Here is an 18,026-nt window from a genome sequence, read left to right on the forward strand (position 1 = left end):
GACGCCAAGAAGAGCCTCGACGCCCTCCTCCCTCTCATCGACTGAACCAGACCGCTCAAACAAAGGGCCCCGGTTCACAAACAACCGGGGCCATTCGACGTGGGGATGAAAAAGGGCGCCGGCCGAACCGGCGCCCTGAGTTTTACGAGAGGTGATGTGGTGTCTGGAGGCCGTAGACGGGCGTTTCCAGACCTGCCTGCCGCGCCTTGAGCTGCAGCGACAGGTACTGGGAGTAGTGGCGGGACTGGTGCAGGTTGCCGCCGTGGAACCAGAGCGCTTCCTGTTGCGTCGGCTTCCACATGTTGCGCTGCTCGCCTTCCCACGGACCGGGGTCCTTGGTCGTGGCGGAGCCCACGCCCCAGCATTTGCCGACCTTGTCGGCCACCTCGCGGGAGATGAGATCGGCGGCCCAGCCGTTCATCGAGCCGTAGCCGGTGGCATAGACAACGAGGTCCGCCGGCAGTTCGGTGCCATCCTTCAGCACCACGGCGTTCTCGGTTAGGTGGGAAATATCCGTGCCGGACTTCAGCTTGATCGAGCCGTCGATGATGAGATCGCAGGCACCGACATCGATGTAATAGCCGGAGCCACGACGCAGGTACTTCATGAAGAGGCCCGAACCGTCATCCCCGAAATCCAGCATGAAGCCCGCCTTTTCCAGCGCCGCATAGAAGTCGGCGTCCTTCTCGCGGATGCGGTTGTAGATCGGAATCTGGAACTCGTGCATGATCTTGTAGGGCAGGGAGGCGAAGATGAGGTCCGCCTTGCGCGTCGTCATGCCAGCGGCAACGGCGCGCTCGGAATAGAGATCGCCAAGGCCGATCTCCATCAGCGAGTCCGACTTGACGATATGGGTTGAGGAACGCTGGACCATCGTGACATCCGCTCCGGCTTCCCAAAGGGCCGCGCAGATATCATGGGCGGAGTTGTTGGCGCCGATCACCACGACCTTTTTGCCGGCATAGGCGTCCGGTCCCGGATGCTGCGAGGAATGCTGCTGCTCGCCCTTGAAGATATCCTGTCCGGGAACCTTTGGCACGTTCGGCTTGCCCGACATGCCCGTCGCGAGCACCAACTGTTTGGGGCGCAGCACGACCTCTTCGCCGTTGCGATCCACGACCACGGTCCATTCGCCGGTGGCTTCATCATACTGCGCCGATTTGCAGGTGGTCGAGCCCCAGTAATTCAGCTCCATGACCTTGGTGTACATTTCCAGCCAGTCGCCCACCTTGTCTTTCGGGGTGAAGACGGGCCAGTTTTCCGGGAAGGGAATGTAGGGCAGGTGATCGTACCAGACCGGATCGTGCAGGCACAGCGACTTGTAGCGCTTGCGCCAGCTATCGCCGGGTCGCTCGTTCTTTTCGATGATGATGGTGGGAACGCCGAGCTGGCGAAGGCGTGCGCCGAGCGCAATGCCGCCCTGGCCACCACCGATGATCACGACATAGGGCTGGGTGGTGTAGCCGAGTTCGGCAGCTTCCTGTTCGCGCTTTTCCGTCCAGGTCTTGCGGTCCCTGTTGTGGCCGTGCTCCGCGCCCATCGGGCGGCGAATGCCTTTCGGCTCCTCATGGCCCTTCAACTCGCTCATGGTGGTCAGAAGCGTCCAGATCAGGCCGTTCTTGAGGCGGATGTGACCATAGCCGCGGGCTGTGGCGGTTTCGAATTCGAACCAGCCGTCGGTGACGCCATCGGCTTCCGAGGCCATTTCCTTGGCGTCCTGCACGAAATTCGAGGGCTTGATGCTGGCGAGTTGGCTCGAAAGCATGTCACGGATCTGCTCATGGCCTTCAAGTGTCTTGAGGTTCCAGGTGAATGTCACAAGGTCGCGCCAGTAGCAATCTGCCTGAAAAAGGTTGACGGCGGCCTCGATGTTGCCGGATGCGAGCGCATCGGCAAGTTTGGACAGGACCGTATCGATTTTGGTGCTGGGACTGATGTCAAGCATATCATCTCCTCCGTGGGTGCTTGATGGTGGTTGGGGAACCGCCCGGTTCGAGCGGTTCCGGAAGTCCTTTCGCTTCGCCTTGCCGGGCTCCTCTTCCCGGCAAGGCATCGCGACGGGGCTTATTTCGAGAGATCGATCAGGATCTTCAGATGGGTGCCGGCCGGGTCGAGCAGAGCATCGAAGCCCTCCTTGACGGCGGTATCGAGCGTGATGCGCTTGGTGACGACCTTCTTCGCTGGCAGAAGACCGGAGGCGATGAGGCGGATGACGCGCGGCCAGTAATGGGTCGGATAGGCCCAGGAACCCTTCACTTCCAGATCGCGGAACGTCACCTGGAACCAGTCGAGGGGGTTCTCATGCGGGTGCAGGCCGGTCTGCACGACGACGCCCTGTTTGCGAACGGAATCGACGCAGGCCTTCAGCGCGTGTTCGTTGCCCACGCACTCGATGGCGACGTCGCAGCCGACATTGCCTTCCGTCAGCGAGCGGACCACATCGCCCACCTTGTCGCGCTTGGGGTTGATGGTGATCACATCCGGCAGAATGCCCTTGGCATAGTCGAGGCGGGCGTCGTTGAGGTCGGACACGAAAAGCTGAGCGGCCCCGGCGGCGCGGGCGGCCAGCAGCGTCAGCATGCCGATCGGGCCGGCGCCCGTGACGAGAACGCTGTTGCCGGCGGTGACGCCACCACGGTCGCAGGCATAGACGGCAACCGCGGTCGGTTCCACCAGCGCGGCTTCCTCGTCGCTCATCTCGTCCGGGATTTTCTGGACGTTGTACTCGTTGACGAGGGCGGCTTCCGCCATGCCGCCGCCTTCCCAGCTCAGGCCGACCAGAGCGAGGTCCGGGCTAAGGTGGAAAAGACCGCGATCGGCGAAGTAATCGCCGGAGCGCGGCATGACGAGCGGCTGGATCGACACGCGATCGCCGACCTTGACCGAGGTCACGCCCTCGCCGATGGCCTCGACGACACCGCCGAACTCGTGGCCGAGAACCTGCGGGCCGTGAGCGCCGGTGAAGGGGTGCGGTTCGGTGGGGATGAAGATCGGGCCGTAGCTGTATTCATGCAGGTCTGTGCCACAGATGCCGACGAAACGGTTGCGGACGACGACCTGTCCCGGTCCCGGCTGTTTGGGATCAGGAATGGTTTCGAGCCGCAAATCCTTGGCGGCGTGAAAACGGAGGGCGCGCATGTTTTCTCCCTTGGCTGCTTCTTGATGCCAAACAAGCAGCAAGGCCCATGCCAGAAGCCGGGGAGGGAGCGGGAGACCGGATTTATTCGGCTTTTTGGGTCGGAAGTGGACCGGAGCGCCACACCTGTTGCGCCACAGGTGTGGCGGACGCCTCAGTGGGGACGATCGATCCCGAAGCGGCGCATCTGGCGATGCAGGGTGGTGCGGTCTATGCCCAGACGGCGGGCGGCTTCGGAGACATTCCCCTTGCAGCTTGCCAGAACCGCACGAAGGGCCGCTTCCCGACCGTCATCACTGGCGGGCCGCGCACCCTGCGAGAGATGATCCGGCAGGTCTTCCACCGTGATCAAACCGCCCTCGCAGAGCGCGCCGGCAAAAGCAAGTGCGTTGTCCAGTTCGCGGATATTGCCCGGCCAGTGATAACCGAGCACAACCATCCGGGCTGTATCGGAAAGCCGCAGCGGCCGGCCAGCCTCACCATGCTTTTCGAGAAGGCGGTCAAGGAGCCAGGGGAAGTCGTCGCGTTCGGACAGGGGCGGCAGGGACAGGATCGCCGCGTTGAGCCGATAATAGAGATCTTCGCGGAAGGTGCCGGCGGCAACCATGTCGGCCAGCGACCGGTGCGAGGCCGAGACGACACGGAAATTCACCTTGCGCGGCACCGCGCCGCCGACCGGCAGGACCTCGCCTTCGGCCAGAACCCGCAGAAGGCGGCTTTGCGCCGAAAACGGCATGTCGCCGATTTCATCGAGAAACAGCGTGCCGCCCTGGGCCTCTTCCACCAGCCCCTTGCGACCCTTGGCCAGCGCGCCGGTGAAGGCGCCGGGCAAATAGCCGAACAGCTCGCTTTCGATGAGCTGCTCGGGGATGGCCGCACAGTTTACGGCGATGAACCGGCCGGAAAGCCCGCTGACCTCATGGATGATGCGCGCCAGATATTCCTTGCCTGTTCCGGTCTGCCCCTGAATGAGGATCGGAAGTTTGCCCGGTGCGAGTTTCGTGATTTTCCGCCGCAAACCGTCGATCAGGGGAACGCCGCCGCCGAGCCGGCCCATGGCGGGAATGGATTGCGGCAAGCGGACGACAGGCACGCTTGTGGTGCGTTGCTGTGGCTCGATGGCGTGGGCGTAAAGCACCGTTCCGTCGCGCACAGCGATGCGCCTGTCCTGGGGCAGGCGCGCGCGGGTGAGGGAGGCGAGTTCATCGACATCGGCGTCGAAGAAGTCGGTCACCGAACGGCCGAGCAGAACCTCCGGCTTTCGCCAGTCCAGCCCGCGTGATGTCGCAAGCATATGGGCGCCGCCATGGGTCATGCCCGTGATGCAGCCGGCGCTATCGACGGTGATGGCCGCTTCGGGATCGACATCGAGAAACTCCGGCGCACCGGCGAAACGCAGCACCAGATCATGTCGGCTGTTGGCCATCAGGTTCGCAAGCTCGATACGCCTGACGGTCGAGGAGACGAGATGACGGGCCATGTTCTGGCTCGTTTTGAGGATCGGAGAACTGAGCAATGAAATATCGAGGACCGCCGTCAGCGCCCCGTGCATGTCATAGATCGGCGCGGCGGTGCACGACAGCGGCGTGTGGGTAATGTCGAAATGGTCGGTTTGGTGAATGGTCAGCGCCTCGCCGGTGGCGATGCAGGCCCCCACAGCGCAGGTGCCGGCACGCGGCTCCGACCATTCGGAACCGAGGTAGAGCCCCGCCTTGCGCAGATTGTTGTTGAAGGAGGGATCGCCCAGAAATTCGACGGTCACACCCTGCCGGTCGGACAGCAGCAGAACATAGTTCTGTTCGGCCACCTGCCGGTAGAGCCGTTCAAGGCCGGAGCGGGCGATATGGATGAGGTCTTCCGCCTGCTGGCGGTGTTCGCGCAACCGTGTTTCGGAGACGATGACGGCCTCGCGCGCCTTGCTGGGGTCGAGCTGGTAGGTGTCGAGGCAACGACGCCAGGAGTCGATGACAATGGCGTCGCGCCCGGTATTGCTGCCCTGGCCGACGCGCTCGATTTCCTCGATGTGATCCGAAAAACCCATAAAGACACCGGCTCTCCCGCGCCGCCTCCCATTATTGTCCTGCAGGTCAGTCGCACCATACAGCAAAGGATCCGACGTTCAGCAAGAAATATGAAAACGGGCGTCGATGACGCCCGCTTTCGGGATCAGGCGCGATGATGGCTGGGCAGGCGTGGCAGGAAAATGGTCAGAAGTCCGAGCAGCGGCATGTAGGAGCAGAGTTTGTAGACGAACTCGATACCCTGCCTGTCGGCAAAGACCCCGAGAACGGCAGCGCCGATGCCGCCAAAGCCGAAGGCGAAGCCGAAGAACAGTCCCGCGATCAGCCCGACACGCCCCGGCACCAGTTCCTGCGCGAAAACGACGATGGCCGAGAAAGCGGAGGAAAAGATGAAGCCGATCACCACCACCAGCACCGAGGTCCAGAACTGGTTGGCATAGGGCAACATCAGCGCGAAGGGTATGACGCCAAGGATCGAGAACCAGATGACGGTGCGCGAACCGAAGCGGTCACCGATCGGGCCGCCGAGGAAGACGCCGACCGCCGATGCGCCGAGAAAGAGGAACAGCATGACCTGGGCTTCCTGTACGCCGACACCGAACTTGTGGATGGAATAGAAGGTGAAGTAGCTGGAAAGGCTGGCCAGATAGGAGTTCTTCGTAGCCGTCAGCACGATGAGGATGGCGAGTGTCCAGATCACCTGATTACGCGGCAGTGGCAGCGTACGGCTGGGCGCGGCGCGGCCGGCATTGCTGCGGCGATGGCGCATATACCAGACGCTGACGCCCGAAAGCACGCCAAAGCCGAGAAGGGCGATCAGCGAAAACCAGCTCAGCACCGATTGTCCGTGCGGAATGACGATGAAGGCAGCCAGCAGCGGGCCGATGGCCGTGCCGGTGTTGCCGCCCACTTGGAAGAAGGATTGGGCCAGACCGTGCCGTCCGCCCGAAGCGAGCCGGGCGACGCGTGACGCTTCCGGATGGAAGATCGCCGAACCGATGCCGATGAGGCAGGCACCGAGCACCAGCACGGAGAAATGGCTGGCATTGGCCAGCGTTATAAGGCCCGCGCAGGTGGAAAGCATCGCAGCCGGCAGCGAGAAGGGCATAGGCCAGCGGTCGGTGATGACGCCGACGGCGGGCTGCAGCAGCGAGGCCGTTACCTGAAAGGCGAAGGTCAGAAGGCCGATCTGCACGAAATCGAGCGCGTAGTTTTCTTTCAGTAGCGGATAGAGCGACGTCAGCAGCGATTGCATGATGTCGTTCAGCATATGGCAGAAGCTGGCGGCGAAAATGATGGAGAAGGTGGTCGTTCCGACCCTTCCTCCGGTGGCGGCGATGCTGGCCATCCCACTTGATCCCTTGTCGATGCTGGTCAATCTTCATCCGCACGATGGTCTGCGCGGATTGACAGGTGTCATACAGGGCTTGCCTGTGGCCCGCTTTCGTGCTGTGGTCTACTTCTTTCGCAAGTGGGCCAAATGCGTATTCTTGATCTCACCGGGCCGGATCAGGCGGCCGCTTATGACTTCCACCGCCAGAGCCTTCTCTGGATAGACCAGACAAACGAGCGGGTTCTCGCCCTTGGCCGCAATTATCCCGCTGGCCTGAAGGTGCCGCTGCATTCGCATGGCCGCGCGCAGCTCTGGTTTGCGCGGCGTGGCGTCGTGCTGGTCAGTACCCAGGACCAGCGATGGATGATCCCGCCGGGCCACGCTCTTGTTATTCCCGCAGGCGTCGAGCATTCAGCGGAGATGATCAGCGCCGTCGAGATGCGCTCGATCTATGTGGATGTCGAAGGCGACGCGACCAACCGGCCACGGGTTGTCGAAGTGACACCGCTGGCGCAGAACTTGATCGAGGAACTGGTGGAGGTGGACCGGATGCCGGTCCGGGCACTTCGTCTGGCGCTCGTCACCGAACTTCTGCTCGATGAGTTCGGGCAATTGCAGGAACGACCGCTCGGTCTGCCTTTCCCGAACGACCAACGTCTGGCCCGGCTGTGCCGGCAATTCCTGAAGGTTCCCTCGGCCACGATCAGCATCGATGACTGGGCGCGCGACATGGGTATCGGTCGGCGTTCTTTCACGCGTCTGTTTCGGGCAGAAACCGGCGTCAGTTTCGTGACCTGGCGGCAGCAGGCCTGCCTTTTCGCGTCCTTGCCGCGTCTGGCCGATGGCGAGCCCGTGACCACCGTGGCGCTCGATGCCGGCTATGAAAACATCGCCGCTTTTTCCACCATGTTTCGGCGCGTGCTGGGTCGTTCGCCCAGCACCTATCTGAAGATGCGGGGAGCGTAGCCGGTTGCAGCTGGCAAGAGAAAAGCCGCTTTCACACTCGGCATTCATCGTTGTCCAAGCGGTTCCCGGTCCCACGGACACGCTTTGACGGAAAGGCGGTTGTCTGTCCTGTGGGTGGACGATCCCGACTATGCAAAATCTTGAATATTGTAGTCATCTTTGATATTGCCGTTCCGTGTCAATCAAGATGGAAATTCAAGGTGGTCAAATCTGGTGCTGCTGAAATTGCTTCCCGAGCCGGCTTCGTCGTGCAGGGTGTCGGCCTGTCGATGGCCGGGGCGGCCATCCTGAATGATGTCACGCTTTCGTTTCCAAGAGGTCAGATGGTGGCCCTTGTCGGACATAACGGTTCGGGCAAATCCTCGCTGCTTAAAATCCTCGCGCGGCAGCACCAACCCACGGTTGGATCCGCTTGCTACGACGGGCAGGAGGTCAGCGCGTTTCAGGACCGGGCGTTTGCCCGCAAGGTCGCCTATTTGCCGCAGGATATCGGCGTCGGCGCCGATACGACGGTGCGCGAATTGGTTGCCTTCGGCCGTTACCCCTGGCACGGCGCGCTTGGACGTTTCTCCGACATCGACCGCAGCAAGGTGGAAGAAGCGATCCGCTCCACCCATCTCGAACATCTGGCGGACAGGATGGTGGGCACGCTTTCCGGCGGAGAGCGGCAGAAGGCCTGGATCGCAATGCTCGTTGCCCAGGACAGCGAATGCCTTCTCCTCGATGAACCGACGGCCGCGCTCGACATCGCTCACCAGATGGACGTGCTGTCGCTTATCCGTCGGCTCAGTCGCGAAAAGGGGCTCGGGGTGGTGATCGTGCTCCACGACATCAACATGGCGGCGCGTTTCTGCGATCATATTCATGCGCTGAAAGGTGGGCGTTCCGTCGTCAGCGGTACGCCGAAGGAGATCGTTCGCAGCGAGGTTCTCCGGACGATTTACGGCGTGGACATGGATGTGCTGCCCCATCCCCATATCGACGCACCGCTCGCCTATGTGCGGTGATCGATCCTTCCTGACCCGCCGCCACCTGCTGGCATCGACCTTTGTGGCCGGATTGCTTCCCGGCGCCTTCGGCAGGGCGCAGGCGCAAACGGCGCCCATGCGTATCATCAGTCTCGATTACGGTCTTTCCTCGACCCTTCTCGGGCTTGGCGTCACGCCACTTGCCATTTCAGACCGGGCAGACTGGGGGCGCTGGGTGCGCGAACCGGAATTGCCGGCAGAAGTTGTCGATCTCGGCAGTTCGCTTGAGGTCAACCGGGAACTGCTCGCTGCCCTGACGCCGGATCTTATTCTGACGACGCCCTATCTCGACGGCATTTCGGATCGCGTCGCAGCGTATGGTCGGCTTCTTCGCCTGTCGGTCTATGCTCCGGAAAATGGCGCCATCCTCGAGGCTGCGGTTCGCGCGACGCGCACCCTTGCGGCGAATGTTGGCCGCGAAGCAGAGGCCGAACGGTTTCTGGAGCGCTCAGATGCCTTCTTTGAGGATTGCCGGGCAAGGATCGCCCGCAAGGCACCGCCGCCGATGGCGTTCGTCAATTTTCTCGACGCCCGGCATGCCCGTATTTATGGCCCTCCCGGCCTTTTCGATAATGTGCTTGCCCGTATCGGTGTCGAGAATGCCTGGAAGGAGCCTTCCAACTACTGGGGCTTTCAGACCATTTCCATCGAGGAACTGTCGCGCATCCAGGATCCGAAGACACATCTCGTTGCCTTCGACCCTATCCCCGGCGATGTGCTGCCGAAGCTTGCCCGCAGCCCTCTCTGGCAGGCGCTGCCCTTTGCACAAGGCAAGCAGTTCCACGTTCTCCCACCCGCATTGATGTTCGGCATGGTCAACGAAGGGATGCGTTTTGCCCGGCTGCTGACTACGCTTGTGGAAACACGTCTATGACCGCTCCTGCCGCCCGGTTCCGTTTCTCGCCGCCGGTTCTGGTGGTCGTTCTCGCGTCAATCGTTGCTTTGCTGGCCTGGCGTCTTGCGACCCCCTACCTCGCGGTGCCCACAGTGGATGGCTATGACGTCCGGCGGATGGTGTTGCACTATTCGCTTTTGCCCCGCGCGGTAACGGCGCTGGTATGTGGCGCTGCCCTTTCCCTGTCCGGCGCGCTGTTCCAGCAGATCCTCCGCAACCCGATGGCCTCGCCCACGACGCTTGGTATTTCCGCCGGGGCCAATCTGGCGCTCGTCGTGGCAACACTATACCTGCCTGCCCTGTTGGCAGCCGGTCGCGATGCCGTTGCGCTTGCCGGCAGTGCCGCCAGTGCGGCGCTTGTGATCGGCCTTGGCGCGCGCCGCGGCTTCTCGCCCTTTTCGCTGGTCCTGTCCGGTCTTGTGGTCAGCCTGTGGTGCGGGGCGCTTGCGGCCATCTTCACGTTGCTCAATGATCGCTATCTCGTCAGCCTCTTCATTTGGGGCGCGGGCTCGTTGGCGCAGCAGGGCTGGGATATTCCGCTCTCGCTGCCCTGGAAGGTCGGGCTGCTTGCGGCTTTGGCGGGGCTGGTGGTTCGCCCTCTCTCATTGCTGGAACTCGGAGACGAAAGTGCATCGGGCCTGGGGGTGCGGCTGGCGCATCTGCGTCTGGCCAGTGTCTCGATTGCGGTGGCGCTTGCGGCGATCGTGACCAGTGCGGTCGGGGTCGTCGGCTTTATTGGCCTGGTCGCACCCATTCTGGCCCGGCTTGCCGGCGCCCGCAAGACGCTGGCGGTCCTGGTCTGGTCGAGCCTGATTGGCGCCACGCTGCTGCTTCTGACGGATACCGCCGTTCAGCTTCTTGCCGGCCAGTTCAGCGACTTTCTGCCGACGGGCGCGGTCACCGCCGTTTTTGGTTCGCCGCTAATGCTTATCCTGCTCGGACGCCTGAAGCTGCGCCAGCGCACGCTGCCGCGCGCTGCGGCGGGCAAGTGGCTGGCCTTTTCCGGCCGCAAGGCTCTACCCGTTCTCGTCGTTGCCGTGCCTTTCGTTCTTCTCATGGCGCTCTGTGTCGGCCGCGGGATCGACGGAGGCTGGGCCTTCCTTGGCGATATCGCGACGACCGAGGTGCTTGGTCTCAGGGCCATGCGTATCCTTGCGGCGCTGTCGGCCGGTGTCATGCTGGCGGTGGCCGGTGTCATCTTGCAGCGGATGACGGGCAATGAAATGGCAAGTCCTGAAGTGCTGGGCGTCAGTGCCGGCGCAACCATGGGCGTCACCATCGCCATCTTCACTATCGCGGCCCCCGGCCTTTTTCTTCAGTTCGGTGCGGCGGCGCTCGGGGCGCTCGTGGTGCTTGCCATCATCTTCGCATTCGCCATGCGCGCCGGGCTAGCGCCCGAGCGTATCCTGCTCGCCGGTATCGCCCTCAGCGCCATGGTGGATGCGGTTGTTGGTGTTCTGAACGCCAGTGGCGATCCGCGCGCGCTCCTCGTGTTGCGCTGGATGAGTGGATCGACCTATGCGATCGATCCGGTCACGGCTGCCGCGGCGGGCATCGCCGCCATACTGACGCTGGCGGCCGTGCTGCTCCTGCGACGCTGGCTCGATCTCCTGCCGCTCGGGGCGCCACAATCCATGGCGCTCGGCTTGTCGCCCTTTCGGGCAAGGATCGTGCTTTTCTGTGTGGCGGGTCTCATGAGCGGCATCGCGACGCTTTGCGTCGGTCCGCTCAGCTTCGTTGGTCTCATGGCTCCGCACATCGCCCGCGAGGCGGGCTTCACCAGGGCGCGACCGCAGACGCTCGCGGCAGCCTTCATCGGCGGAACGTTCATGGTTCTTGCCGACTGGATCGGGCGGACGATCATCTTTCCCTACCAGATACCGGCCGGTCTTATCTCTGCCCTGATCGGCGCGCCGTTCCTGATGATGTTGTTGCGGCGAAAGGCCTGATCAGGCGCGGCCGATAGGCAGGGGACAAATCTGTCCGCAACCGCCGATGCCGGGAACGGCATAGCGCAGGCAACACACCTTGCGGCGATTGCAATCGCCGCCATCCTCGGCCGTGGCCGGACGCAGCAGATCATGCATCGGGTTCACCCAACCGTCTGGCCAGATCCTTGTGCGGACGAGGCGAGCCGCCGTGGCGGCCGGGCCTTCCGGCTCGCCTGCGGCGATCTCAGAGAGAATCCATGAGAGATAGACGATCACATTGTTCCAGAGGAGCTTCTTGCTGACACCGCCAGCCGCCGCGAGCGCGTGGATCAATGGTTCGAGATGATCGCGCAGCAGGGGCGCAAGCGCTGTGTTTGCATCGATCGTTGCCTGTTCGGGACCGATCTCGCGAATATGGAAGGACAGCGGCGCGTGCTCGTCGTTGCCGATACACAGGGACACGGCATCGAGCGCCAGAGGGACGGATCGACGCAGCACGAACGTCGCGACAGCCGAAGCAATGGTCAGTGTACTGAAATAGTAGAGCGTCAGCAGGGAGACGATGGCCCGGCGATCAGCCGGCGGCATCCGCGCGGCGAACCGGTCGATAAGCCCGGTGAGGACGGCAGGATCGGTCAGGGTGGCACAGGGTACGCATTCGGCTTGCTCGGGCGCGTGCAGGCTGAAGCTCGTGCGACAATAGGAAAGTTGCGCGGCCGCCGGGTTCAGGTCCAGAAGCTGCGCAAAATCAAGGGAAGGGGACGCATCGCCGGATACGTCCCCCTGCCTGTTTGTCTGGGGTTGGGGTTCATGACCACCCACGGATGTCACCAGGTATATTTCAGCGTCGCGAGAACGCTGCGGCGGTCGCCATAATAGCAGGTGCCGTAATAGCAGGTTGTCTGGTAATCGCGTTCGAACAGGTTCTTCGCATTCACGGCCAGCGTGACGTGATCGCTGACCTTGTAGCGGGCAGCAGCATCGAAGACGGCGTAACCGCCGACTGACGTCGTGTTGGCCGTATCGCCGAAGGACTGACCCACATAGCGCACGCCGCCGCCGAGCGTCAGGTCGCCGATCGTGCCGTTGCCCGGCAGGGTGTAATCGAGCCAGGCCGAGGCGATGTGACGGGGTACGCGGTCAGGGCGATTGCCGGCATTGCCGGCGATGCCGTCTTCCTTGATTTCCGCATCCCAGTAGGAATAGGCGAGAACGGCGTTCCACCGGTCATTCAGCGCAACCTTTCCCTCCAGTTCGATGCCCTTGACGTTGACCTTGCCGATCTGGCTCTGAATGAGCGGCGTGATATTGGTCGGTACATTGCTCTGGGTCAGGTCGAACAAGGCGAGCGTGAACAGGCCGTCGAAGCTGTCCGGGCGATACTTGACGCCGACTTCGTATTGCTGGCCTTCCTGGGGTTTAAGGGTGCCGCTGACGGTATAGCCGTTGGCGGTCGGAGCTACGAGCGGCTGGAAGGATTCCGAATAGTTGGCGTAGACGGCAAGGCCCTCATTGACCTTGTAGGTCAGGCCGAGACGTTTGGTGAAGGTGCCGTCCGTACTGGCATCGCTGGTCCCCCAATCGGGGAAATCGGCCTTGGCGTCGATATAGTCGTAGCGACCGCCGAAGGTCAGGATCCAGCGCTCATCGAACGTCACCTGTTCCTGCGCGTAGAGGCCGACGGCCTGGTTGTTGACCTTCCAGTTCACATATGGCCCGAGTGTGATGCAGCTCGAACCGCAATAGGACGGATTGAAGATGTCGATGGCGCCGGCGGTGCCGTACTTGATGTCCTCGTGCACGCGGTCACGGGTGTAATCGACGCCGACAAGGGTCTTGCTCTCTATCCCGTTCCAGCTCGCGTCGTACTGCAACTGATTGTCGACGGTGAAGCGGTCGGCCACGCCATCGACGGTGAAGGCGGATCGGTTGGCTATCGGACTCGTAGAGGCAATGTAGACGTCGGCATAGTCGAGCGTGACATGCGAGTAGCGCGCACTTGAACGGAAGGTCAGGCCACCATCGAATGCATGTTCGAAGAGATAGCCGAGGTCGGTCTGGCGCGTGTTGAAGTAATTGAAGTCCGGTTCGCCGAGGAAGGTGTCGGGGTCGAGGGCGAAGCCGTATGGCAGGCCGCGCGCTGTGTTGGTTTCGCGCCGGGAATAGTCGGTGAGGATGGTCAGCGAAGTGCCGTCGTCCGGGCTGATGGTGAAGGCAGGCGCGATGTAGAGCCGATCATCCCGGGAATAATCCAGTCCATAGTCCGCCTCCTGCCAAAGGCCGGTCAGGCGGTAGCTCCAGACGCCCTCCTTGTCGAGCGGGCCTGTGACATCCGCGCCCACTTCCTTGTGTCCGTCGCCGAGTGTCGTGTAGATCTCGGCGAAGAACTGGTCCTGGGGGCGCTTGGTGATGTTGTTGACCAATCCGCCGGGGCCGTTCAGGCCGAAGAGGGTGGAGGTCGACCCTTTCAGGACTTCCACCCGCTGGAGGCCGTAAGGCTCGACGCGGCTGGCGGTGAACCAGGCGGGAATGCGTGCCGGCAAGCCGTCGCGATAGGTGCCAAGCGCGGTCTGGTCGAAGCCGCGAATGCGGAAGTAGTCATAGCGGTTGTCAGAGCCGAACTCATCGACCATAACGCCGGACGTGTAGGCCATGGCCTCCTGAAGGTTCTTGACGCCCCTGTCCTCAAGTTCCTTCTGCGTCACCACCGACACGGCGGCCGGTACATCCACGATTGACGTATCCGTCTTCGTGCCGGTGGCCGATGTGCGCGCCACGATTGTCCGGTCGGGCCCCACGCCTTTCTCACCCTGACCTTCCACCACAATCGTCGAAAGCGTCGTGGTGCCGCTGTCCTCGGCTGAGGCATTGCCGGTTATGGCAAACAGGATGCCGCAGGCCACGCCACCCAGCAGGCGGCGATAGGTGGTCCCGTGGCGCAGGCGCGCTGCAGTGCAGGCCGAAGACCGGTCGGTTCGTTTGTTCATAGTGCGTCCCAAGGCAGGTCGAGAATTGCGAATTGAGGCATTGTGATGGCCCCCTCGCAGCGCACAATATTAATATGAGTTAAATAGTCAACTTAATATGTGCGCCTGTGTTGTCGAAGCGGTGGGTAAAGTGTTGTTCCCTTGAAAAACGGGGCGATCAGCGCGCGTTCGATCGGTCGTAGGTCCGGCGCATGGCGGCGTAGCGACTTTCGTCGCGCTGGATCAGTTCGCGGTGGTGTCCCTCTTCGACAATCCGCCCGTTCTCGACCACGAAGATCCGGTCCGCACCGGCAATGGTTGCCAGACGGTGGGCGATAATCAGCGTGGTCCTGCCCTTGGACAGTTCGGTGAGCGCACTCTGGATTGCGAATTCGGTTTCGGAATCCAGCGCAGAGGTGGCCTCGTCCAGAATGAGGATTGGCGGGTTCTTGAGGAAGATGCGGGCAATCGAAAGACGCTGTTTCTGTCCGCCGGAAAGCTTGACGCCCCGTTCGCCGATCACCGTGTCGAGCCCGTCCGGCAGGGAGAGGATCAGTGTGTCGAGCTGGGCACGACGGGCCGCCTCCAGGATTTCGGCCTCGCTCGCGTTCAGACGGCCGTAAGCGATGTTCTCGCGGATCGTGCCGGCGAACAGAAAGACATCCTGCTGCACGATGCCGATGCTGGAGCGGAGCGAATTCAGGGTAAAATGCCGTATGTCCTGCCCGTCGATGAGGATTGCGCCGCTGTCGAGATCGTAGAAGCGGGGCAGGAGCGAGCAGATTGTGGTCTTGCCCGCACCGGACGAGCCGACAAAGGCGATGGTCTCGCCCGGCTGGATGGAGAAGGATACGCCATCAAGCAGGGGAGCGCTGCCCTTGTAGCCGAAGCGAACGTCACGATATTCGATTGCGCCGGTAAGAAGCCCCGCATCGACGGCGCCGTCTGTATCCCTGACATCGGGTTCGGTATCGAGAAAGGCAGTATAGCGCTGAAAGCCGACAATGCCCTTGGGATAGGTCTCGATGACGGAATTGATCTTTTCGACCGGCCGGAAGAACACGTTGACCAGCAGCAGGAAACCGACAAAGCCGCCGGCGGACAGGCCATCGTGGATGACGAACCAAGCGCCGGCCAGCATGACCACGACCTGAACGAAGCGCATCGACAGATAGGATAGCGACATCGATGCCGCCATGACCTTGTAGGCGGCGAGCTTCGTTGCGCGATAGCGTTCGTTGCTCTCCGCGAACAGATGGCGCTCGTAATCCTCGTTGGTGAAGGATTGCACCACGCGGATGCCTCCGACATTTTCCTCGATTCGCGTATTGAAGTCCGCCACACGGCCATAAAGCGCATGCCAGGTCGCCGTCATTCGCGTGCCGTAATGGGTCGTCACCCAGGCGGTGACGGGCACGATGACGGCTGTCAGCAGAGCCAGCGGTGCATGCACGTTCAACATCAGCAGGAAAGCGCCGATCAGCGTCATGAGAGCAATGAACATGTCCTCGGGCCCGTGATGGGCAACCTCGCCGATTTCCTCCAGATCCTTCGTCAACCGCGCCACGAGATGACCGGTCTTCTGGTTGTCGAAATAGCCGAAGGAAAGCTTCTGGAGATGGTCGAAGGCCTTGCGGCGCATTTCCGTTTCGATGCTGATGCCGAGCTTGTGCCCCCAGTAGGTCACGACGACCTGAAGGCCGGCATTCAGTCCGTAAATCGCCAGAAGGCCGAGCGCCGACAGTGCGATCAACCCGAGAGAGCCGGTCGGCAGCAACCGGTCGATGAACAGGGTGACGGCAACCGGGAACGCCAGTTCCAGCAGGCCCGCAATGACCGCGCTGCCGAAATCCAGCGCAAACAGGCCGCGATGCGGACGATAATAGGCAGCAAAGCGCTTGATGAGTGAAAGGTTTGTCATAGTCGGCCTGTCATGGTTGCGGAGCGCGGGATTTGTCCCGTCTCCCGCAGCCCCGTTCTGATGTAAACGGTGCCGCAAACGTGTGAGGGGAGGCCCGCGAGGAGCCTCCCTTATCTTTGTGCAGTGTATCGCAACGCCTTACCACGTCTTGCTGAGCTTCAACGTTACGGTGCGGGCGTCGCCATAGCCGCAGGTGTTTTCGCCGCCGCAGCCCTTGACGTAGTCCTTGTCAAAGACATTGGCGACATTGATCGCGCCTTCCCAGCCGCTCTTCTTGTATCGCAGGGCGACGTCGAACACGGTGGCATCGGGAACCTTCAGCGTGTTTGCCCGGTCGGCCCAGCTTTCCCCCTGATAGCGAACACCCGCGCCGATGCTCAACCCCTCAAGCGCGTTGCCGGTGAAGGCGTAGTCGAGCCACAGGGAAGCCTGAACGTCCGGCACGAGATAGGGCGACTTGCCGACATAGGCGGGCACGATGTCCTTCTTCACTTCCAGATCGGTATAGCTGAAACCGGCCAGAAGCTTCCAGTTTTCGTTCAGGTTAACCTTGCCTTCAAGCTCAACGCCGCGCGATTGAACCTCGCCGATCTGTGAGGCAAGGAAAGTCGCGGGGTCGGTGACAATAACGTTCTTGCGGTTGAGCTGGAAGAGCGAGGCGGTGAGGACGCCGTCGATGATGGTCGGCTCGTATTTCACGCCGATCTCGAACTGTTCACCCGTCTCCGGCTCGTTGTTCGGCGTCGCGCTCGGCGCGATGGTCGGATTGAAGAAGGTGCCGACGCTGGCATAGGGTGTAATGCCATTGGCGAATTCATAGGCAAGGCCGGCGCGACCACTCAACGCGGACTTGTCGTAGTCGTAGCGGGTGGACGCCAGATGGTCGTCGGTCTTCGTCGTCACGAAGTCGGCCCGACCGTTGAGCGTCACCAGCCAGCCATCGGCAAAGCGGATCTGGTCCTGTACATAGCCGCCGATCTGCTGCTGGGTGATGATCTGATCGATATAGACGAAGTTCGCGCCTTGCGGCACGCCGTAGACCGGGTTGGTTGCGCTGATCGGTGTCGCGCCGCAGCAGGCCTGAATGTGGTCTAGCCGGTAATACTTGTAATCGATCCCCGCCAGCAGCTTGTGGTCTGTCGCACCAAGTTCGAATTCGGTTTCGGCCCGGTTGTCGATACCCAGCGTATCCACCTTCGAGGTTGCCTCGAAACCGATGCGGTAGAGATCGTAGTCCGGTGCGGTCGGCGAACCACCGACATAGCCGTAGAGATACGGGCCTTCCTCATGCTTGTAGAGGTGTCCGTAGCGGAGATTCGAGGAAAGCTTCCAGCCGTTGTCGGTTTCATGCTCCAGCTCAAAGCCCAGCATTTCCTGATTGTAGCGGCCGGTATCGATAGACGGTTCGCCGTAAAACGCATCGCGGGGGATCTTGCCGAACGGCGCATCGACGACGGTGCCGACATAGGGGAAGAAGCCGTTGCCGGTGTGAACCTGATCAAGACCCGATGCGTAGGCCCAGACGGTCAGGCTGGTCGTGTCGTCGCGTTTTACGGTCAGCTGCGGCATGATAAAGCCGCGCAGGTCTTCGCTCTCGTCGGAATAGTTATTGCCGCCTGCCATCTTGCCCGTCAGCCGGTAGCTGTAGATGTCGCTGTCATCAAGCTTGTCGGAAAAGTCGAAGCCGAAAAAGGCGTTGCCGTTCGAATTGATACCTGTTTCCGTGTAAGCATAGAGTATCCGTTTTGATCAAGCTAGTTTTGGGGTCCATTTGCGATTGTTTTTCAGCAGTGCGTTAGCGAGAACGATGAGTTTTCGCATGATGGCAG

The 18,026-nt window shown here is 61.8% G+C and carries 11 protein-coding genes and 1 pseudogene; 4 read left to right on the top strand and 8 right to left on the bottom strand.

Going from position 1 to position 18,026, the window contains the following annotated elements; genetic code table 11:
• Nucleotides 1-142: 142 nt before the first annotated feature.
• The 4 genes from GGQ66_RS22225 to GGQ66_RS22240 all read right to left on the bottom strand — a co-directional run bounded on the left by GGQ66_RS22225 (nucleotide 143) and on the right by GGQ66_RS22240 (nucleotide 6,505).
• Nucleotides 143-1,945, bottom strand: a complete 1,803-nt coding sequence (locus tag GGQ66_RS22225; protein WP_183795820.1) for an NAD(P)/FAD-dependent oxidoreductase — start codon at nucleotides 1,943-1,945, stop codon at nucleotides 143-145.
• A 119-nt stretch (nucleotides 1,946-2,064) separates the two neighbouring features.
• Nucleotides 2,065-3,138, bottom strand: a complete 1,074-nt coding sequence (locus tag GGQ66_RS22230) for a 2,3-butanediol dehydrogenase (protein WP_183795822.1) — start codon at nucleotides 3,136-3,138, stop codon at nucleotides 2,065-2,067.
• Nucleotides 3,139-3,290: 152 nt separating this feature from the next.
• Entirely contained in the window at nucleotides 3,291-5,177 is a 1,887-nt protein-coding gene (locus tag GGQ66_RS22235) for a sigma-54-dependent Fis family transcriptional regulator (protein ID WP_183795824.1), read from the bottom strand.
• Between the two features lie 125 nt (nucleotides 5,178-5,302).
• Nucleotides 5,303-6,505 carry an MFS transporter gene (locus GGQ66_RS22240; RefSeq protein ID WP_183795826.1) on the bottom strand — a complete coding sequence of 401 codons (1,203 nt, stop codon included), beginning with the start codon at nucleotides 6,503-6,505 and terminating at the stop codon, nucleotides 5,303-5,305.
• Nucleotides 6,506-6,637: 132 nt separating this feature from the next.
• Here GGQ66_RS22240 and GGQ66_RS22245 point away from each other — a divergent pair, with 132 nt between their 5' ends.
• From GGQ66_RS22245 to fhuB, 4 genes are all read left to right on the top strand, one after another.
• Nucleotides 6,638-7,456, top strand: a complete 819-nt coding sequence (locus tag GGQ66_RS22245) for an AraC family transcriptional regulator (RefSeq protein ID WP_183795828.1) — start codon at nucleotides 6,638-6,640, stop codon at nucleotides 7,454-7,456.
• A gap of 269 nt (nucleotides 7,457-7,725) precedes the next feature.
• On the top strand, nucleotides 7,726-8,463 hold the full coding sequence (locus tag GGQ66_RS22250; protein ID WP_183795841.1) for an ATP-binding cassette domain-containing protein: 738 nt from the start codon (nucleotides 7,726-7,728) through the stop codon (nucleotides 8,461-8,463).
• 97 nt (nucleotides 8,464-8,560) lie between these two features.
• Nucleotides 8,561-9,358 carry an ABC transporter substrate-binding protein gene (locus GGQ66_RS22255; protein WP_237359046.1) on the top strand — a complete coding sequence of 266 codons (798 nt, stop codon included), beginning with the start codon at nucleotides 8,561-8,563 and terminating at the stop codon, nucleotides 9,356-9,358.
• On the top strand, nucleotides 9,355-11,328 hold the full coding sequence (gene fhuB, locus GGQ66_RS22260; protein WP_183795833.1) for a Fe(3+)-hydroxamate ABC transporter permease FhuB: 1,974 nt from the start codon (nucleotides 9,355-9,357) through the stop codon (nucleotides 11,326-11,328). The genes GGQ66_RS22255 and fhuB overlap by 4 nt, the downstream gene beginning before the upstream one ends.
• Here fhuB and fhuF read toward each other — a convergent pair whose 3' ends face one another.
• From fhuF to GGQ66_RS22280, 4 genes and pseudogenes are all read right to left on the bottom strand, one after another.
• Nucleotides 11,329-12,132, bottom strand: a complete 804-nt coding sequence (fhuF, locus tag GGQ66_RS22265) for a siderophore-iron reductase FhuF (RefSeq protein WP_183795835.1) — start codon at nucleotides 12,130-12,132, stop codon at nucleotides 11,329-11,331.
• A 5-nt stretch (nucleotides 12,133-12,137) separates the two neighbouring features.
• Nucleotides 12,138-14,297 carry a TonB-dependent siderophore receptor gene (locus GGQ66_RS22270; RefSeq protein WP_183795837.1) on the bottom strand — a complete coding sequence of 720 codons (2,160 nt, stop codon included), beginning with the start codon at nucleotides 14,295-14,297 and terminating at the stop codon, nucleotides 12,138-12,140.
• 157 nt (nucleotides 14,298-14,454) lie between these two features.
• Entirely contained in the window at nucleotides 14,455-16,197 is a 1,743-nt protein-coding gene (locus GGQ66_RS22275; RefSeq protein WP_183795839.1) for an ABC transporter ATP-binding protein, read from the bottom strand.
• Nucleotides 16,198-16,335: 138 nt separating this feature from the next.
• Nucleotides 16,336-17,925, bottom strand: a pseudogene (locus GGQ66_RS22280) (TonB-dependent siderophore receptor); the annotation flags it as partial.
• Nucleotides 17,926-18,026: the final 101 nt, after the last annotated feature.

The organism is Allorhizobium borbori (genome assembly GCF_014196535.1).
In the GTDB taxonomy this organism is placed as follows: Bacteria; Pseudomonadota; Alphaproteobacteria; order Rhizobiales; family Rhizobiaceae; genus Ectorhizobium; species Ectorhizobium borbori.

Excerpts from the sequence above, each read along its gene's own strand:
- GGQ66_RS22225 (WP_183795820.1), bottom strand. The coding sequence starts at position 1,945 with ATGCTTGACATCAGTCCCAGCACCAAAATCGATACGGTCCTGTCCAAA.
- GGQ66_RS22230 (WP_183795822.1), bottom strand. The coding sequence starts at position 3,138 with ATGCGCGCCCTCCGTTTTCACGCCGCCAAGGATTTGCGGCTCGAAACC.
- GGQ66_RS22235 (WP_183795824.1), bottom strand. The coding sequence starts at position 5,177 with ATGGGTTTTTCGGATCACATCGAGGAAATCGAGCGCGTCGGCCAGGGC.
- GGQ66_RS22240 (WP_183795826.1), bottom strand. The coding sequence starts at position 6,505 with ATGGCCAGCATCGCCGCCACCGGAGGAAGGGTCGGAACGACCACCTTC.
- GGQ66_RS22245 (WP_183795828.1), top strand. The coding sequence starts at position 6,638 with ATGCGTATTCTTGATCTCACCGGGCCGGATCAGGCGGCCGCTTATGAC.
- GGQ66_RS22250 (WP_183795841.1), top strand. The coding sequence starts at position 7,726 with ATGGCCGGGGCGGCCATCCTGAATGATGTCACGCTTTCGTTTCCAAGA.
- GGQ66_RS22255 (WP_237359046.1), top strand. The coding sequence starts at position 8,561 with ATGCGTATCATCAGTCTCGATTACGGTCTTTCCTCGACCCTTCTCGGG.
- fhuB (WP_183795833.1), top strand. The coding sequence starts at position 9,355 with ATGACCGCTCCTGCCGCCCGGTTCCGTTTCTCGCCGCCGGTTCTGGTG.
- GGQ66_RS22270 (WP_183795837.1), bottom strand. The coding sequence starts at position 14,297 with ATGAACAAACGAACCGACCGGTCTTCGGCCTGCACTGCAGCGCGCCTG.
- GGQ66_RS22275 (WP_183795839.1), bottom strand. The coding sequence starts at position 16,197 with ATGACAAACCTTTCACTCATCAAGCGCTTTGCTGCCTATTATCGTCCG.